Annotated in this window: 19 protein-coding genes; 12 read left to right on the forward strand and 7 right to left on the reverse strand. The window is 34.6% G+C overall.

Annotation, left to right across the window (positions count from 1 at the left end; translation table 11 throughout):
* Positions 1-2 precede the first annotated feature (2 nt).
* Positions 3-908, forward strand: a complete 906-nt coding sequence (gene argF / locus ACKI4K_RS01885) for an ornithine carbamoyltransferase (RefSeq protein ID WP_407421722.1) — start codon at positions 3-5, stop codon at positions 906-908.
* On the opposite strand, the gene ACKI4K_RS01890 is transcribed toward argF, so the two are convergent.
* Together ACKI4K_RS01890 and ACKI4K_RS01895 are read right to left on the reverse strand one after the other, a co-directional pair.
* Positions 900-1,148: a zinc-ribbon domain-containing protein gene (locus tag ACKI4K_RS01890; RefSeq protein ID WP_407421724.1), complete on the reverse strand. Its 249-nt coding sequence runs from the start codon at positions 1,146-1,148 to the stop codon at positions 900-902. The two genes, argF and ACKI4K_RS01890, sit on opposite strands and share 9 nt — an antisense overlap.
* The gene (locus tag ACKI4K_RS01895) at positions 1,135-1,470 is read right to left on the reverse strand and encodes a DUF2085 domain-containing protein (protein WP_407421726.1); all 336 of its coding nucleotides are present in this window, start codon (positions 1,468-1,470) and stop codon (positions 1,135-1,137) included. The genes ACKI4K_RS01890 and ACKI4K_RS01895 overlap by 14 nt, the downstream gene beginning before the upstream one ends.
* Before the next feature lie 98 nt (positions 1,471-1,568).
* Here ACKI4K_RS01895 and ACKI4K_RS01900 point away from each other — a divergent pair, with 98 nt between their 5' ends.
* The 5 genes from ACKI4K_RS01900 to ACKI4K_RS01920 all read left to right on the forward strand — a co-directional run bounded on the left by ACKI4K_RS01900 (position 1,569) and on the right by ACKI4K_RS01920 (position 6,463).
* Entirely contained in the window at positions 1,569-3,263 is a 1,695-nt protein-coding gene (locus ACKI4K_RS01900; RefSeq protein WP_407421728.1) for an acetolactate synthase large subunit, read from the forward strand.
* Positions 3,264-3,749 carry an acetolactate synthase small subunit gene (gene ilvN / locus ACKI4K_RS01905; RefSeq protein ID WP_407421730.1) on the forward strand — a complete coding sequence of 162 codons (486 nt, stop codon included), beginning with the start codon at positions 3,264-3,266 and terminating at the stop codon, positions 3,747-3,749.
* 1 nt (position 3,750) lies between these two features.
* Positions 3,751-4,278: a beta-class carbonic anhydrase gene (locus tag ACKI4K_RS01910; RefSeq protein WP_407421732.1), complete on the forward strand. Its 528-nt coding sequence runs from the start codon at positions 3,751-3,753 to the stop codon at positions 4,276-4,278.
* A 130-nt stretch (positions 4,279-4,408) separates the two neighbouring features.
* A complete protein-coding gene (gene ilvC, locus ACKI4K_RS01915; protein ID WP_407421734.1) occupies positions 4,409-5,401 on the forward strand; it encodes a ketol-acid reductoisomerase in 993 nt (330 codons plus the stop codon).
* Between the two features lie 57 nt (positions 5,402-5,458).
* Entirely contained in the window at positions 5,459-6,463 is a 1,005-nt protein-coding gene (locus ACKI4K_RS01920; protein ID WP_407421736.1) for a methanogenesis marker 12 protein, read from the forward strand.
* On the opposite strand, the gene ACKI4K_RS01925 is transcribed toward ACKI4K_RS01920, so the two are convergent.
* Entirely contained in the window at positions 6,460-6,663 is a 204-nt protein-coding gene (locus tag ACKI4K_RS01925) for an LSM domain-containing protein (RefSeq protein WP_407421738.1), read from the reverse strand. The two genes, ACKI4K_RS01920 and ACKI4K_RS01925, sit on opposite strands and share 4 nt — an antisense overlap.
* 80 nt (positions 6,664-6,743) lie before the next feature.
* Here ACKI4K_RS01925 and ACKI4K_RS01930 point away from each other — a divergent pair, with 80 nt between their 5' ends.
* The gene (locus ACKI4K_RS01930) at positions 6,744-6,887 is read left to right on the forward strand and encodes a hypothetical protein (RefSeq protein WP_407421740.1); all 144 of its coding nucleotides are present in this window, start codon (positions 6,744-6,746) and stop codon (positions 6,885-6,887) included.
* Between the two features lie 5 nt (positions 6,888-6,892).
* On the opposite strand, the gene surE is transcribed toward ACKI4K_RS01930, so the two are convergent.
* The gene (gene surE, locus ACKI4K_RS01935; RefSeq protein WP_407421742.1) at positions 6,893-7,669 is read right to left on the reverse strand and encodes a 5'/3'-nucleotidase SurE; all 777 of its coding nucleotides are present in this window, start codon (positions 7,667-7,669) and stop codon (positions 6,893-6,895) included.
* A 128-nt stretch (positions 7,670-7,797) separates the two neighbouring features.
* On the opposite strand from surE, the gene ACKI4K_RS01940 reads away from it, so the two are divergent.
* Positions 7,798-8,697: a restriction endonuclease gene (locus ACKI4K_RS01940; RefSeq protein ID WP_407421744.1), complete on the forward strand. Its 900-nt coding sequence runs from the start codon at positions 7,798-7,800 to the stop codon at positions 8,695-8,697.
* Here ACKI4K_RS01940 and ACKI4K_RS01945 read toward each other — a convergent pair.
* Together ACKI4K_RS01945 and cfbB are read right to left on the reverse strand one after the other, a co-directional pair.
* Positions 8,674-9,744: an oligosaccharide repeat unit polymerase family protein gene (locus tag ACKI4K_RS01945; protein ID WP_407421746.1), complete on the reverse strand. Its 1,071-nt coding sequence runs from the start codon at positions 9,742-9,744 to the stop codon at positions 8,674-8,676. The genes ACKI4K_RS01940 and ACKI4K_RS01945 overlap by 24 nt on opposite strands.
* A 1-nt stretch (position 9,745) precedes the next feature.
* Positions 9,746-11,101, reverse strand: a complete 1,356-nt coding sequence (cfbB, locus tag ACKI4K_RS01950) for a Ni-sirohydrochlorin a,c-diamide synthase (protein ID WP_407421748.1) — start codon at positions 11,099-11,101, stop codon at positions 9,746-9,748.
* Between the two features lie 98 nt (positions 11,102-11,199).
* On the opposite strand from cfbB, the gene ACKI4K_RS01955 reads away from it, so the two are divergent.
* The 3 genes from ACKI4K_RS01955 (at position 11,200) to ACKI4K_RS01965 (ending at position 14,645) form a co-directional block, all read left to right on the forward strand.
* Positions 11,200-13,023 carry a threonine--tRNA ligase gene (locus ACKI4K_RS01955; RefSeq protein WP_407421750.1) on the forward strand — a complete coding sequence of 608 codons (1,824 nt, stop codon included), beginning with the start codon at positions 11,200-11,202 and terminating at the stop codon, positions 13,021-13,023.
* A 66-nt stretch (positions 13,024-13,089) separates the two neighbouring features.
* On the forward strand, positions 13,090-14,316 hold the full coding sequence (locus ACKI4K_RS01960) for a bifunctional 5,6,7,8-tetrahydromethanopterin hydro-lyase/3-hexulose-6-phosphate synthase (protein ID WP_407421758.1): 1,227 nt from the start codon (positions 13,090-13,092) through the stop codon (positions 14,314-14,316).
* A 47-nt stretch (positions 14,317-14,363) separates the two neighbouring features.
* On the forward strand, positions 14,364-14,645 hold the full coding sequence (locus ACKI4K_RS01965; protein ID WP_407421752.1) for a zinc ribbon domain-containing protein: 282 nt from the start codon (positions 14,364-14,366) through the stop codon (positions 14,643-14,645).
* Here the strand turns inward: ACKI4K_RS01965 and ACKI4K_RS01970 are convergent.
* Positions 14,642-15,496 (reverse strand): phosphoserine phosphatase, encoded by an 855-nt coding sequence (locus tag ACKI4K_RS01970; protein WP_407421754.1) that lies wholly within the window; start codon positions 15,494-15,496, stop codon positions 14,642-14,644. The two genes, ACKI4K_RS01965 and ACKI4K_RS01970, sit on opposite strands and share 4 nt — an antisense overlap.
* 100 nt (positions 15,497-15,596) lie before the next feature.
* Between ACKI4K_RS01970 and ACKI4K_RS01975 the strand changes: the two genes are divergently transcribed.
* On the forward strand, positions 15,597-16,067 hold a 471-nt coding region (locus tag ACKI4K_RS01975), incomplete at its 3' end, for a flavodoxin family protein (RefSeq protein ID WP_407421756.1).

A 16,067-nucleotide genomic window follows, 5' to 3' on the forward strand; every position in this document is an offset into this window, starting at 1 on the left:
TAATGAGCAGTTTATTATCTGTTTGTGATATTAAGGAGGATGTGAAATATATCCTTGATTTGGCTAGTAGAATTAAAGCGGGTGAGATGGAAGAAAAACCTCTGGAAGGTAAGACATTAGCAATGATTTTCCAGAAGTCATCAACAAGAACTAGGGTTTCTTTCGATGTTGGAATGTATCAATTAGGCGGAAGGGCAATCTTTTTGTCTTCTAATGACTTGCAAATGGGTAGAGGAGAGCCAATTTCAGACACCGCAAAAGTTTTAAGCCGTTTCGTTGATGGAATAATGATTCGTGCGATTGAACATGATGATGTTGTTGAGCTAGCTAAATATTCAGATGTCCCTGTTATTAGCGGATTAACTAATTTGGAACATCCCTGCCAAGCACTTGCCGACATGTTAACAATCAAAGAACATTTGGGTGACTGGGAAGGTAAAAAAATCTGCTTTGCTGGTGATGGAAATAATGTCTGTAATTCCCTTTTATTAATTGCTCCACTTTTAGGAATGGACATGTCCGTTGCCTGTCCTAAAGGTTATGAACCTAACGAGGAAATTTTAAAAACTGCTCAGGAATTTGCCAGTGAAAACAACACTGAAATTATTGTCAGTGATGATATTAATGTCGCTTTGGATAATGTTGATGTAGTCTATACTGACGTTTGGGTAAGTATGGGTGATGAAGCTGAAGCAAAACAAAGGGAGATGGACTTGTCTCCTTTCCAAGTCAATTCTGATTTGATGAGTATAGCTAATGATGGGGCTATTTTCATGCATTGCCTGCCTGCAATTAGAGGTCAAGAGGTTACAGCAGATGTTATTGACGGTCCTAATTCCGTAGTTTATGATGAGGCTGAAAATAGGATGCATGCTCAAAAGGCTGTTTTGTATTATTATTTAAAATGATCCGAATATTGCAAATACAATAAAAATTACAATTATACAAAAACAACAAGCTAACCAGTCATTACCGCCTTTATTATTTGATGTTGTAGTGGTTTGTTGTTGACTATTATTTTGCTGATAGCCGGGTGCTTCAACAATTTCAACTTTTTTCACTACCTCTTCTTTTCTTAATGGGGCACCGCAATTCTTGCAGTATTTAGCTTCATCCGGATTTTCTTCCCCGCAATTATAGCAAAACATTTAAAATCCCCCTAATAACTATTTTTAAAAATATTATTAAACCGATTCCACCGACAAAACCTGTTATGAATCTTAATGTGTTTGTGCTTTCTCTTGGACCAAAATATTGTGTAAACCCGTCAATTGCCACTGGTATCATTAACATGATTGAGATTATCAGGGTGTTGATGCCATAATTAATCTTGAAGAAGTGATTCCAAATCAAAAACACAATCAAACCGGTGTAAAAACCGGTACACCTGGCACAAACTGGGAACTGGTGGCCTTTGATAAAGAAACTTCTCTCCGGTTTTCTATGACATATATATTTTGTTAATTCCATACTATCGACACAAGTTTAGTACATTAAGTATATTTTCAATAATTATATATATTTTTGTATTCATAAGTTATTGTATAATATATAAAAAGGTTATTACAATGAGAGGCGGAGAAGCGATAATTGAATCCCTCAAAAACATGGGGGTAAAAACAATATTTGGTTATCCTGGCGGACAAACCATACCATTTTACGATATGTTATATGACTCAGATATGGAGCATATATTAGTAAGGCACGAACAATGCGCAGCTCATGCAGCAGATGGATATGCAAGGGCTTCTGGTAAAGTTGGTGTGTGTGTGGCAACTTCAGGTCCTGGTGCAACCAACTTGGTCACTGGTATTGCTACTGCATATATGGATTCTTCTCCAATCATGGCTATTACTGGACAAGTTCCCACTCATTTAATTGGTAACGACGCTTTTCAGGAAGCGGATATTATTGGAATTACAATGCCCATTACAAAACATAGTTTTCAGCCTAAAGATCCAGATTTAATACCTTCAATGATTAAATCTAGCTATGAAATAGCTAGAAGCGGAAGGCCCGGACCTGTCTTAATCGATGTTCCGAAAGAAGTTCAGGAAGGTGAACTGTCCAAATTTGATGATTCTTTAATCGATACTCCAGGCTATAACCCTACAATTAAAGGCAATATCAGACAAATTAAAAAAGCTCGTGATTTGATAAAAGATGCTAAAAAACCCATGATATTGGCTGGTGCTGGTGTTATTATTTCCAATGCATGTTGTGAGCTTAAAAAACTTTCAGACACAATTGATGCTCCAGTGATGACTTCACTTTTAGGTAAAGGGGCTATTGATGAAACTAGTGATTTGGCATTAGGCATGCTTGGCATGCATGGAAGGAAAGTTTCAAACGATTATATTAACGATGCTGATTTGCTAATTGCAATTGGTATTAGATTCTCAGACAGAACAACCGGAAGATTGGACAGTTTTGTTCCAGATACAAAAGTCATTCATATTGATATTGATCCGGCAGAAATCGGCAAGAATGTGGATGTTGATTTGCCGATTGTAGGAGATGCAAAAAATATATTGTCTTCATTGAATAAGCTTTTGGGAGATTATGAGGTATCTGATGATGTTAAATCATGGGCAGATATGATTAAACAGAAAAAACAAGAGTTGCTTCCTAGAGTTACTTATGATGATGTTCCATTAAAACCGCAAAGCGTTATAAAAGAAATTTCAGAAGTATTAACTCCAGATTCAATATTGACAACTGATGTGGGTCAGAATCAGATGTGGGCAGCACATTTCTACAATACTCAAAAACCACGTAAATTCATATCATCCGGCGGTCTTGGAACTATGGGATTCGGATTCCCTTCAGCCATTGGTGCTAAAGTAGCTTGTCCAGATGACCCTGTCGTTTCTATTAATGGGGATGGCGGATTCTTAATGGTCTGTCAGGAATTGGCTACCGTTCGCGAGTATGATATACCGGTCATTGCTGTTGTATTAGAGAATAGGACCTTAGGAATGGTTTATCAATGGCAAAGTTTATTGTATGATGAAAGGCACTCTCAAACTTTGATTGGCAATAGTCCGGACTTTGTTAAATTGGCTGAAAGTTTTGGAGTAAATGCAGTTAAAATTACAGAACCTGGTGAAACTAAAGAAGCTTTATCCAGTGCAATAAAAGATAATGAACCGATTTTATTAAATGTTGTAGTTGATTCAGAAGAATCGTTGCCTATGCTTCCTCCAGGAGCAGGAATTAATGAAATGATTGGTGAGTATAAACTTGAAAAGGATGTGATTTAAATGGATTTAGAATACCATATTATTTCCACATTAGTTGAAGATAAACCAGGTGTTTTACAAAAGGTAGCGGGATTATTCAACAGAAGGGGATTTAACATTGACAGCATCACCGTTGGAAACTCTGAAGTTGAAGGGCTGTCTCGCATGGTTATCTCTGTTCATGCAGATAAAAAAGGTTTGGAACAGGTCACTAAACAACTAAACAAATTAGTTGATGTTATCAAGATTAAAGATATTACTAAAAATGCTGTTAAAAGGGAATTATGCCTTGTTAAGGTTAATATTCCTAATGCAAAAGCAAGAGCTGAAATAATGCAATATTCTAATATTTTCAGAGCAAAAATTCTTGATGTTACAGAAGAAACATTATTAATTGAGCTGACTGGGGATAAGAAAAAAATCAATGCATTTATATCTTTATTAGAGAATTATGGGATTAAAAAAATTGCCCGTACAGGTCTCACAGCTATGGCTAGGGGAGTATAAAATGACAATATTAGAGAATGTTTTAGAAGATAATAAAAAGTTTGTTGAAAATTTTGAAGGCAAAGAAATGTCTCACCATGCTCAAAAAAAGTTAGCAATCTTAACATGTATGGATTGCAGATTAATTGACTTTTTTGAACCGGCTTTAGGACTTGAAAGAGGAGATGCAAAAATAGTTAGAAATGCTGGAAACTCAATTGTTGGTGAAGATGCAATCAGATCTATCGGAGCAGCTCTTTACAATTTAGGTTGTGAAGAGGTATTGGTTGTAGGTCACACAGAATGCGGTATGGCTGGTGCAGATGCCGAGGCTTTAAAGGAAAAAATGCTTGCTCGTGGCATTGCTGAAGAAGACATTGCTAAATATGATTTGGCTGAATGGATTGGTGGATTTGAAGACGAAGAAGAAAATGTTAAAAACGTCGTAGAAAAAATCAAGAATCATCCGTTAATCCCTGATGTGCCGGTACATGGCCTTATAATCGATATTGTAACTGGTGAGTTGAAAGTTTTAGTAGATGGTTATTAATCATCTATTTTCTTTATTATTTTTTTTAAGATATGTTTATAAACATTGAAACATATAAATAACTAAATGATATTTTATTTAGATATCTAAAATTTTTATTATTTAATTAAAAATCAAGAGATGATTTTAAATGAAAATGTATTACGACGATGATGTAAATACAGATGCTCTTGAAGGTAAAACCATTGCCGTAATTGGTTATGGTTCTCAAGGAAGAGCGCAATCTAGAAACATGGCTGATAGTGGAGCAAATGTTATTGTTGGTGTAAGAGAAAATGGAAGTTCTTGGAATTTAGTTCAAGAAGATGGCATGACTGTTAAAACTATCGAAGATGCAGCAAAAGAAGCGGATATCATTCACATATTGCTTCCTGATGAAATCCAAGAAAGGGTATACAACGAACAGATTGCACCATATGTTGAAGCCGGAAACACTATTTCATTCTCTCATGGTTACAACATACACTTTGGATTAATTAAACCTGGTGAGGATGTAAACATCGTAATGTTTGCACCAAAAGGACCTGGATCCATGGTAAGAAGAACTTATGAAGAAGGTTTCGGTATCCCTGGTTTAGTAGCTATCGAACAAGATGCAACCGGCGATGCAATGCAAATTGCATTGGCTATGGCAAAAGCATGTGGATTAACCAAGGCCGGTGTTTTGGAAACTACTTTCCAAGAAGAAACTGAAACAGACTTGTTCGGTGAACAAACAGTTTTATGCGGTGGAATCACAGAATTAATCAATGCCGGATTCACTACTTTAGTTGAAGCAGGTTACCAGCCTGAAATTGCTTACTTTGAAACCTGTCACGAAGTAAAACTTATTGTAGATTTAATTTACGAAAAGGGTTTTGCCGGAATGTGGAGAGATGTAAGTAACACTGCTGAATACGGTGGTTTGACTAGAGGTAATAGGGTTATTACTCAAGAAGCTAAAGACGGTATGAAAGCAGTTTTAAAAGAAATCCAAGACGGGACTTTCAAAAAACAATGGGCTGATGAAAACGCTACCGACGGAGCTAACTTAAAAGAAATGAGAGCGGCTGAAGGGCAAAAAGAAATCGAAGTTGTTGGTGAAAGATTAAGAAAAGCTTGTGGATTACAAAAAGACGATTAGGTCTTTTTAATCCATTTACTATTTTTTTATTTATTTAATTCATATAGTGTGGTAATCGTGGTATTTATTGGTATGGACCATGGAACTACTGGAATCTCTTTTTGCATTTTATCCGATTTGGGCGAAATTATTGATGTTTTTAAAATTGGCAGAGAGGAAAGTAAGAAAGGTTTGGTCTCTGTTACAGAGGAATTAAACCAACGCATTGACTTAAATTCTGTAAAGCTAATGGCAATTACTTATGCAATGGGCGATGGAATAAATAAAATTTTACCAACTGAAAAAGTTAAGGATAGAGGGATTTTATCTATTAACGGCGCCGGTAAGGTCACTGGTGGTGGAACATCAGTATTTTCTGAATTGCAGGAGTTGGATATTCCATCCATAATGATTCCCGGTCTTCATAAGGATTCTTGCTCTTTAGATAAATTGTTTAGAGCTGCTTATTCACATCAAGCAAGCCCTGAAAAAGTTAGTATTTCCTATAATGCTGTTAAGGAAACTGGCTGGAGTAATTTTATTGTAGCGGACATTTCATCAAATAGTGTGGATATCTTAATTGAAGGTGGTAAGATTAAGGGTGCAATAGATGCCTGCTTAGGAGCCATGGGCATCGTTCATGGACCTCTTGATTTGGAAATGATTAGGGACATTGATGAAAACAATGCATCGGCAAACGATTGTTTTTCACATGCAGGTGCTATTAAAATTGCTGGAATTGATGGTAAAGTAGCCAATATGAAGGATCAGCTTTTAGAAAACTACAAAAATGGCGATGAAAAGGCTAGATTAGCTATTGATACATTAATCATGACTGTGGCGATGGAAATTGCCGGATTGGATGTGGTTTGCAGCAATGAAATTGAAGGGATTGTTTTAACAGGTTCTGTTGGAAGTGCAAAAGAGCCATTTAACTTTGAGGATGAAATAAACAAATATTTCAAAAACAAGTATCCTTTAAAGGTAATTTCTAAGGAATCAGGTGCAATTGGTGCTGCACAAATAGCAATGGATGTTTATAATGGTAAAAAAGAAATATTAGGTATTGAAGTTAATATCTAATCTTCTTTTAAGCTAATGAAAATAATATTTCCGCCTTTTATAGTTTCAAGACCATTCTCATTTTCAAGGACAAGATTTAAGTAATTATCGATAGCTATTACTTTTCCTTCACTTTGGTAGTTGCCTCTTAAATCTACAGTTACATATTTATTCTTAAATTGTGTAAAAAGTTTGTTTACATAATCTTTATCAAAACTCATTATCTCAAATCCGTGATTATAAATTCTATTTCTATTTTGAAGTTTCAACTTTAAATACTTTAATGTTGATAATATATACTATGGCAATTAATCAATTAGAAGAAAATTTAGAAGCTATTACTAGGACTATTGAACAGTTAAAAAAAGATGGATGCGACGATGAAAAAATTTTAAACGAACTTCGTGAAGAAAGAGATAAAATACTTAAAGATTTGAATTTATAAGTGATTTATTTCAACCATTCTTTTAATGAACTGATATCACTAGTTAAATCTATTTTTAAGGGTGTTACAGTAGTTTTATGAGCTTTTCGTAATTCATAACCATCACTTCCGGGAACATCTGAATCATATGGTTCGCCACCAATCCAGTAATATGGTTTTCCACGAGGATCCCGACGTTTATGAATTATTGGTGTGTACATCCTTTTTCCTAATTTTGCCACTTCAAACTCTTCATTAATCGGGTTTGCAGGGATATTAACATTCAATAAGTCGATTCCATCAGGCAAGCCTTTTCTCAATACAATTTCAGCTAATTTTTTTAACATTTTTCCCGCAAAATCGAAATCTATTTCTATTTCACCATTTTCAAATTTAATGTCGTCCCTGTCCACTTCCAGTGAAATGGCTATTGTCGGTATTCCAAAACTTGCAGCTTCAATTGCTGCACCAAGTGTTCCGGATGTTGTCAATTCAGCTTGTCCAATATTAAAACCTGTATTTATTCCGGATATCATGATGTCTGGTGTTTCATCAAGAATTTCAAATAATCCGAGGGTTACCGCATCTGTTGGTGTTCCGCTTACACCATATCCAACACTGCCATCTTTTAATGTGTATTCGTTTACTCTTAATGGTTCAAATAAAGTTAATGCATGACCTATGCCGCTTTGTTGTATTTCAGGTGCTACTATACAAGTATCACATAAGTTTTCAACCGCTTTTTTAGCAGCAAAAATGCCTGAAGCGGTTATGCCATCGTCATTACTTATTAATGCTTTCATATAATTATTAAAGTATTACCTTCTTAAAATAATTTTATATTTTTGGCATTATATGATAAACTTTAATAATAATTTAATGTATAAAATATATTAGTAATTTTTTTTAAAAAACACATGCGGGTGGAAAATTGGAAAAACCACAACTTATTAATTTTATAGCTAAAGTAATGGAGGACTCTGGTTTCAAGGTTTATAAGAATTTTAAAACCTCTCAGAAAGTCATAGATATATATGCTATATTACCAACTACAATAGGGGATTTTGGAGTTGTTGTGGCGTGTAAAAATTATGACAAGAATTTTGAAATTGGAGTTGATGTTTTAAAGGAGATGGAAGAAGTTGGTGAAAGTCTCAAAGCTTCTAAAGTAACTATCGTTTCTTCTTCATATTTCTCAAACCAAGCAACTAATTATGCACTTAGAAAAAATATTAAATTAGTAGACAGGAATAACTTAATTGAACTTGCTAAAAAGTATCAGGATAAAACTTCCCAAACCACTTTGGATAATACTCCATATGACGGAGGGGCATCAGCCTACATCGAAGATGAGTATACATACGATGAATCCGATATGGAATATTTAATGCAAAGAAGAGATCAAAACCCTAATGTTTATAAAAATACATTATACCGGCAAATTGGTGAAGACAGAAATAATGGTCTTGGAATTTCATCTTTATTGAATAAGGGCAGTTCTATTAAAAATAATATTGGCAGTAGAAATCCTACTACATTATATGATTATGACCAAAAACCTTCATTTTCTAATCCTGTATTGTTCAAATTGATTAGCAATCCTATAGTAATGATTATAATGGTTGTATGTGTTTCCTATTTCCTTGCCGTTTTCGGAGGCAACATTTTACACATAAATGCAGGAATCGTAGGATTAATTGAAATGGTCGTTGCATTGGTATTGTCTTATGGTTTGTCATTATACACTGAAAGAAATAGTAATTTCCTAATCAAAGGAACATTCATATTCTTCATTTCATTAGTAATCTTAATTATATTGATTTTTGTTTAATCTAATATAATTATGATTGATTATTATTAAAATTAATCCTAAGAGATATAAAAACCAAATCATTATGTCTGTGGGTCCGGTTTCTATCCATATCAATGTGTGTGTCATTATGATGGAGTAAATCCCTACTCCAATTCCTTTTTTTAATTTGTGGACTAATTGTAAGAATGCTCCCATGAACAGCATTTGTATTGTCAGTCCAATCAATCCAAAATCAAGATAAACAGGTCCAAACAGGGTTGATGTTAGACATACGTCATAGTGAAGGACATAATTTCCAATAAATGTTCTGGGACTTCCTGATGAAAAAATCATACTTAATATATGTCCATGTGTAGTTCCGCCCAGTGGAATGATTTTTTCAAATACTTCTAATGTGAATGCCGCTCTGTAAAAAACAAGTTCGATAGGGTTTAAAGTCCAATGTTGGTTGGCTATTGATTGGGATGCAATATATCCAACACCGAGCAGTCCAATAAATATTATGGCTATAAATACGATGCCTAATTTTCTAGATATTTTTTTAAGGTAATAAAGTGTTATAAATGAGCTTCCCAAAATTCCGAGAACCGATGTTCTGTATCCATTCAAACCAAAAATCAGAGCTCCAAGAACAACCAGCAATAGGTATTTTTTGTCATAATACTTTGCAAGCAGCAAATTCATCATTATTAAAAATAGCGGATAAGCTATTCTCCAGATATTTGTGGTTGCATTAGATTTTAAAACACTATTAAAAAGTGGAATACCTCCAAGGAATACCATATTAAGGGTTTGTAAAATTAAAGCAACTATTACCAATATAAGCAGTAACTTTTCTGATAAAAAATTGAGTTCTTTTGTTTTTTCAACACTTACTTTGCGTTTGACTGCAATGATGCCGGCTGTGAAAATTAAGCATGAAAAAAGAATTGTCAATATGACTTCTGCTTTCAGCGGGTCTTCAAATCTGTAATTAAATGATCCAACATAACCCATTGCTAAAAATACAAGTATTGCGACAACTACCAAAAACGGTTGAAAGAAATCAAGTTTTTCCAGTTTCATTTTATCCACCAAGTTCATATGAGGAAATGGCCAGATTTCCTCCAAAATTAGGCATTGCCGCCACATGGGTGTGTACATAGCTTGCAAGGGTGTTTCTTTGCATAAATCCGTCTTGATTATTATATGAACCTTTTCCTCTTAGAACATTAAATGCTAATTTATGCTTAATGTTTGTTTCATCAACTAAAACTTTTGAATAGTGGAATTCATGACCATGGAATTTTTCACCTTTTTTAGAGATGATATTGTCTTCGGTAACTTCTGCAATTGTGTATTTTAATGCTTGGACTCTATCTGTTAAAATTGATTTGTAAGGATATACATTAACAACTTTGTCTTCATGGATGGAATTCATAAGATACATTAAACCACCACATTCCGCAAAAATAGGCCTATCTTCAAGGTGGAAAGTCTTGATATCTTTAAGCATTTTTTCATTTGCACTAAGTTCTTTTGAAAAGAGTTCAGGATACCCCCCGCCGATGTATAACCCATCAATATCAGGCAGGCCTTCATCGTTTAACGGTGAAAAATATTCAATTTTAGCATTGTTCGCTTCTAATGATTCAATATTCTCCTTATAATAGAAATTGAATACCTCATCATATGCCACTCCAATTTTAACCCTTTGTCTATTTATCTTATTCCAAATCGGAACAATCTCTGATGTAATTTTTGGAGCTTCGCGGGCAATTTCCACTAATCTGTCCAAGCCAATTGAATCTTTTATTACATTAGACCAAATATCAATATATTTTAGAGAATTTTCTTTTTCACGGGCAGGAACAAGACCTAAGTGTCTTTCTTCAATAGATATGGAATCATCACGTATTATTCCGCCTATTACTTCTGTTTTTGTAATCTCTTCGATAGATCTTTTGGTTTTTTCATAGTGTGCTTTGTTTTTAACTTTGTTCAGTATAACTCCGGCAATATTTATTTCCGGGTCTAAAGCTTTAAAGCCTAAAACCAAAGCAGCGGCACTTTTAACCAGACTTCTGGAATTGATGATTAATATTACCGGTGCTTTTAGAGATTTGGCTATTGAAGCAGTACTTCCGATATCATTTACAGAGTCAATTCCTTCATAAAGGCCGCGAACACCTTCAATTACAGCTATATCTTTTCCATCCATGGCCTTCAGATAGGAATCTCTAACCTGCCCGGATTCCATAAAGAACGAATCCAAGTTTCTTGATACATTGCCTGTGGCTAATGTATGATATGATGGGTCGATATAGTCCGGTCCAACTTTAAATGGCTGAACATTGTATTTTTCACTTAAGGCTTTCATAATTCCAGTAGATATTGTTGTTTTTCCAACAGCACTACCGGTCCCCGCTAAAATGATTCTCATAATAGCTAATTTGAACTTTGTTATATAACAATTTTTGCATATAAATCATTTTAAATAATATTAAACATATAAGTTAAATCATAATATATGGTGATTAAATGAGAATTTTACTAATCCATTCTGATTATTTAAATTACAATGTAAAGAATAAGACACCTGTTGCTGAAGAAATTGAGGAAGCTAAAATGGAAGGTGCTTTCGATGACTCTTTAGTAGTGTTTACAAGTGTTGAAAAAGAAGATGAAAATAATCCGGAAGGTATTGTTAAGAATTTAGTTGGTGAAGTCGTTAAAACTAATGAACAAGTCAAAGCTGAGAATATTGTATTGTATCCATATGCTCACTTATCTTCATCATTAGGTTCTCCAAAAGTTGCAATTCAAATTTTAAAGGATGCTGAGGAAGCTTTGCTCGCTGAAGATTTGAACGTTAAGAGAGTGCCTTTCGGATGGTATAAGGCATTTGAAATTTCCTGTAAGGGCCACCCATTAAGTGAGCTTTCAAGAACCATCACTGCAGATGCAGAGGATGAAAAAGTTGAAAGGAAACCTTCAACCTGGCAAATTCTTGAAGGGGACAAAATCACTCAAATAGATGACTTCAAATTTGAAAACAAGGCTTTCAAACAGCTTGTTGATTATGAACTTGGACAAGGAGCATCCGATGAGGGTGAACCTCCACACGTCAAATTGATGAGGGAAAAGGAAATCTGTGATTATGAGCCGGCTTCAGATGTAGGAAACCTCAGATGGTATCCGAAAGGAAAATTAATCAGGGATTTGCTTGCCGATTATGTTTATGATTTAACTGTAGAACGCGGAGCAATGCCTGTTGAAACTCCAATCTTCTATGATTTGGACAACCAGGCAATTTATGAACATGCCTATAAATTCGGTGAAAGACAATACAGAACTGACACCAAAAAGAATTTAATGCTTAGATTTGCGGCTTGTTTTGGCGCATTCAGATTAATGTCTGATTCATATTTGACATGGAAAAATTTCCCTGCTAAAATTTTTGAATTAACCAGATACAGTTTCCGTTTTGAGAAAAAAGGAGAAGTTGTTGGTCTTAAAAGATTAAGAGCTTTCACCATGCCTGACTGTCACTCATTCTGCTGTGATGTACAGTCCTCTTTAGAGGAATTCTCTCAACAGACTGACATGTGTATGCAAACTGGTAAGGATTTGGACCTTGACTTTGAAGTGATTTTCAGAGCAACCCAGGACTTCTTTGAAGAAAATGAGGAATGGATGTATGAAATTGCAGGTAAATTTGGAAAACCAATTCTTTTAGAAATATTGCCTGAAAGACATCACTACTGGGTATGTAAAATAGATTTAGCGAACATCGATGCTTTAGGCCGTCCGATCGAAAACCCAACAGTTCAAATTGACGTTGAAAGCGGTAAAAGATTTGACATTACCTACCTTGGAGAAGATGGCGAACAGCATAATCCTACAATCTTACACACTTCACCGACCGGAAGTATTGAAAGGGTTTTATGTGCAATGCTTGAGAAAACCGCAATCGAAATCAATGAACGTTCTCCAATGCTGCCGACCTGGTTAAGTCCAATTCAGGCAAGGATTCTAACTGTCGGAGAATCACACAAGGAATTTGCAAATGAACTCTATGATAAGATTAATGCTTCCAATATCCGTGTGGACATTGATGACAGGGATGAAAGTGTCGGCAAGAAAATCAGAAATGCATCCAAGGAATGGATCCCATACATTTTTGTTGTAGGCGATAAGGAAATGGAGACCGGCAAGTTCCAAGTGACCGTACGTGAAACCGGCAAAAAGGTTGAAATGACAGCAGACGAATTAATTGATGCAATCAATGAGAAATGCGAAGGAAAACCTTTCAGAAAACTGCCTTTACCTAAGGATATTTCAAGAAGAATAAACTTCCAATAATTATATTTACAAATAGAAACATATTATAAAATGTTATTATATAACGGAGGAAATTTAATGAACCCAATGTACAGAATAGGAGAAGCTCTTATTGGAGATGGACCTGAATTAGCTCACGTTGATTTATTAATTGGTGATAAATTCGGCCCTGTTGGTCAAGCTTTTGCTAATGGATTATCCAATTTATCTGTTGGACACACTCCTTTAACAAGTGTAATTAGACCAAACTTAATGACAAAACCAGCTACTTTAATTATTCCTAAAGTAACTGTTGGTGATTTAGACGACGCTAGTAAAATATTTGGACCTGCGCAAACAGCTGTTGCAAGAGCAGTAGCTGATGCAGTACAAGATGGATATATTCCAAAAGACATTGTAGAAGATATCGTTATCAATGTCAGCGTATTCATCGACCCTTCTGCAAAAGATTTCAGAAAAATCTATCAATACAACTATGGCGCAACAAAATTAGCTATTAGAAGGGCAATGGAAGGATACCCATCAATCGACAAAGTACTCGCAGAAAAAGATCGTGGAACTCACCCTATTATGGGATTCAGAGTTCAAAAACTTTGGTCTCCACCATACTTACAGGTTGCACTTGACTTAGATAATTTGGATGCAATGGCAAAAATCATTAATGATTTGCCTGATAAGGAAAGAGTGCTTCTCGAAGCTGGAACTCCGCTCGTTAAAAAATTCGGTGTTGGAGTTGTTGGAAAAATCAGAGAATTACGTCCTGATGCATTCATTATTGCAGACTTAAAAACTTTGGATGTCGGTCGTGTAGAAATTAAAATGGCTGCTGATGAAACCGCAGATGCAGTTGCTATCTCTGGTCTTGGAACAATAGAATCAATCATGAAGGCTATTCATGAAACTCAAAAACAAGGTATCTACTCCATCCTTGATATGATGAATGTCGCTGACTTTGAGGAAAAATTAACTCAAATTCCAGATGACTTAAAACCAGACATAGTATTATTACACAGAAATGTCGATTTAGAAACTTATAAGGCTGAAAAAGGTGAAGATATTAGTGAAATGACTGAATGGGGTAACATCAAAAAGATTAAAGAAATCATTGGTGGCGGTTTAGTCGCAGTAGCTGGCGGTATCAAACCTGACAATGTTGAAGAGGCTATCGACAAAGGTGCAGACATTATCATTGCAGGAAGATATATTATAGGTTCAAGAGATGTAAGAAGATCAGCTCAAGACTTCTTAGCACATTTCCCACCGGACCCAGATAATATGAGACTTGCAATGGATGAAGACGAACAAGTAAATTAGATTTATTTCTAATTTATTTTTCTATTTTTTTAAAAGGAGTTTTTATTATGGGATTTTGTAATTCATGTGGCAGGCCAATTGTTAGAGAAGATTATGGAACAAATAAAGATGGCAGTCCAAATGATGAATTTTGCATTGATTGTTTTCAGAATGGTGAATATACAGAACCGGATATAACTCTTAATGAGATGATTATAAGAAAAACAAAAGAGATGATGGAAAAAAATCCTAGATTGCCAGAAACTCAAGCAACTGGTATTACTGCGATGTTTATTCCAGGATTAAAAAGGTGGAATCCTGAATTCCAAGATGATTATAAAACTCTCTAACTTCTACTTTTTAAAATAAATTCTTTAACTTTATTGGCTATGTATTCATCATGGCTTTTGGTGGATTTGATATTATAGATTTCTTCTTGCAAATCATTGTATTTATCAACTAAATCATTATATTCAAGGCGTAATGAATCATAATCTTTTTCTAATCCTTCATTTAATTCATAAATCTCTGCATAACTGGTTCTTGTACTTAAATTTTCATTTTTTAGCTGATCATATTTGTTGGTAATTATAGCATAACTGTCTTTGATGCTTTGTTGTTCCTCCTTTAGGGTGGAACATTTTGTTTTGAGATTTTTGTTTTCTTCTTTAATACTTGAATATTTTGTTTTGAGATTTTCGTTTTCGGTTTTTATATTGACAAATTTTGTTTTGAGATTTTCGTTTTCAATAATTAATTTTGAATGCTTGTCTTTGATGTTTTCGTTTTCTTTTTTCAAGCTGTCAAGATTGTTTTCGTGCAATTTGTTGTATTTTGATTCGATTTCATTTAATGAATTGTCTTTTTCAGCTAATTTTGCTTTTAGTTCTTCGATTTGTTTTTCGTATTCTAAAGTAGATGGATTCATATTTTTCTCGAGCAATTCTCTCAATTCTTTCACTTCCTGCATAAACAAATAATTAGCTATTTTCAAAGATTCACTTTCTTCCTCTCTACTTTTAAAGGTTTCAATTTCACTTTGGGGTATGATTAATACTTCTTCTTGGTTATTGTAGATGTCTTCATTTTTAGGCACGGTGATTTGAATTTGTTCAGTAGTGTATTTTTTCCTTTCACCGTTTTTTAAAGTTCTGTGATATTCTCTGGAATATTTTTTTACAATACCTTTCCCAATCTTCATAATTATCCCTTTTATTATATTATTATATTTTGTTTTAATGATTATAAATATTTTTATAGTTTTTTAACCATACTTTATTTATTGAAGGCAGGTTTTGAAAATGAAAGTGTTTGGAATATGTGCCAGTCCAAGAAATAATACGACGGAATATGTGCTGTCAAAGGCCATTCAAAAACTTGATGGTGATGGCTTTGACACGGAAATATTTACATGCATGGGAAAGGACATCAAGCCATGCATGCATTGCGATTATTGCCTGGAGCATAAGCAGTGCATTATCCAGGACGATATGCAGCAGGTCTATGAAGGTCTTTTGGATGCTGATGGAATTATTCTGGCAACTCCGATTCAAAGCGGAGGAATCAGCAGCAACCTGTCAGCCATCATGGACAGGACCAGAGCTTTAGAGGCAATTGACTATAATATCCTGAGAGGCAAAATCGGAATGAGCATTGCCGTTGGCGGGGACCGCACAGGTGGACAAGATTTCGCTCATTTGAAAAATATTACATATTTTATGATACATGGAATTATTCCAGTAAGCGGAGGACCTTTTGGGTCTAATTTGGGT

The organism is Methanobrevibacter sp., assembly GCF_045644645.1.
In the GTDB taxonomy this organism is placed as follows: Archaea; Methanobacteriota; Methanobacteria; order Methanobacteriales; family Methanobacteriaceae; genus Methanocatella.

Coding starts and splice junctions, on each gene's coding strand:
- ACKI4K_RS01970 (WP_407421754.1), bottom strand. CDS start 15,496: ATGAAGATTGGGAAAGGTATTGTAAAAAAATATTCCAGAGAATATCAC.
- ACKI4K_RS01945 (WP_407421746.1), bottom strand. CDS start 9,744: ATGAAACTGGAAAAACTTGATTTCTTTCAACCGTTTTTGGTAGTTGTC.
- ACKI4K_RS01890 (WP_407421724.1), bottom strand. CDS start 1,148: ATGTTTTGCTATAATTGCGGGGAAGAAAATCCGGATGAAGCTAAATAC.
- ACKI4K_RS01930 (WP_407421740.1), top strand. CDS start 6,744: ATGGCAATTAATCAATTAGAAGAAAATTTAGAAGCTATTACTAGGACT.
- ACKI4K_RS01965 (WP_407421752.1), top strand. CDS start 14,364: ATGGGATTTTGTAATTCATGTGGCAGGCCAATTGTTAGAGAAGATTAT.
- ilvN (WP_407421730.1), top strand. CDS start 3,264: ATGGATTTAGAATACCATATTATTTCCACATTAGTTGAAGATAAACCA.
- surE (WP_407421742.1), bottom strand. CDS start 7,669: ATGAAAGCATTAATAAGTAATGACGATGGCATAACCGCTTCAGGCATT.
- ACKI4K_RS01895 (WP_407421726.1), bottom strand. CDS start 1,470: ATGGAATTAACAAAATATATATGTCATAGAAAACCGGAGAGAAGTTTC.
- ilvC (WP_407421734.1), top strand. CDS start 4,409: ATGAAAATGTATTACGACGATGATGTAAATACAGATGCTCTTGAAGGT.
- argF (WP_407421722.1), top strand. CDS start 3: ATGAGCAGTTTATTATCTGTTTGTGATATTAAGGAGGATGTGAAATAT.
- ACKI4K_RS01900 (WP_407421728.1), top strand. CDS start 1,569: ATGAGAGGCGGAGAAGCGATAATTGAATCCCTCAAAAACATGGGGGTA.
- ACKI4K_RS01910 (WP_407421732.1), top strand. CDS start 3,751: ATGACAATATTAGAGAATGTTTTAGAAGATAATAAAAAGTTTGTTGAA.
- ACKI4K_RS01960 (WP_407421758.1), top strand. CDS start 13,090: ATGTACAGAATAGGAGAAGCTCTTATTGGAGATGGACCTGAATTAGCT.
- ACKI4K_RS01955 (WP_407421750.1), top strand. CDS start 11,200: ATGAGAATTTTACTAATCCATTCTGATTATTTAAATTACAATGTAAAG.
- ACKI4K_RS01925 (WP_407421738.1), bottom strand. CDS start 6,663: ATGAGTTTTGATAAAGATTATGTAAACAAACTTTTTACACAATTTAAG.
- cfbB (WP_407421748.1), bottom strand. CDS start 11,101: ATGAGAATCATTTTAGCGGGGACCGGTAGTGCTGTTGGAAAAACAACA.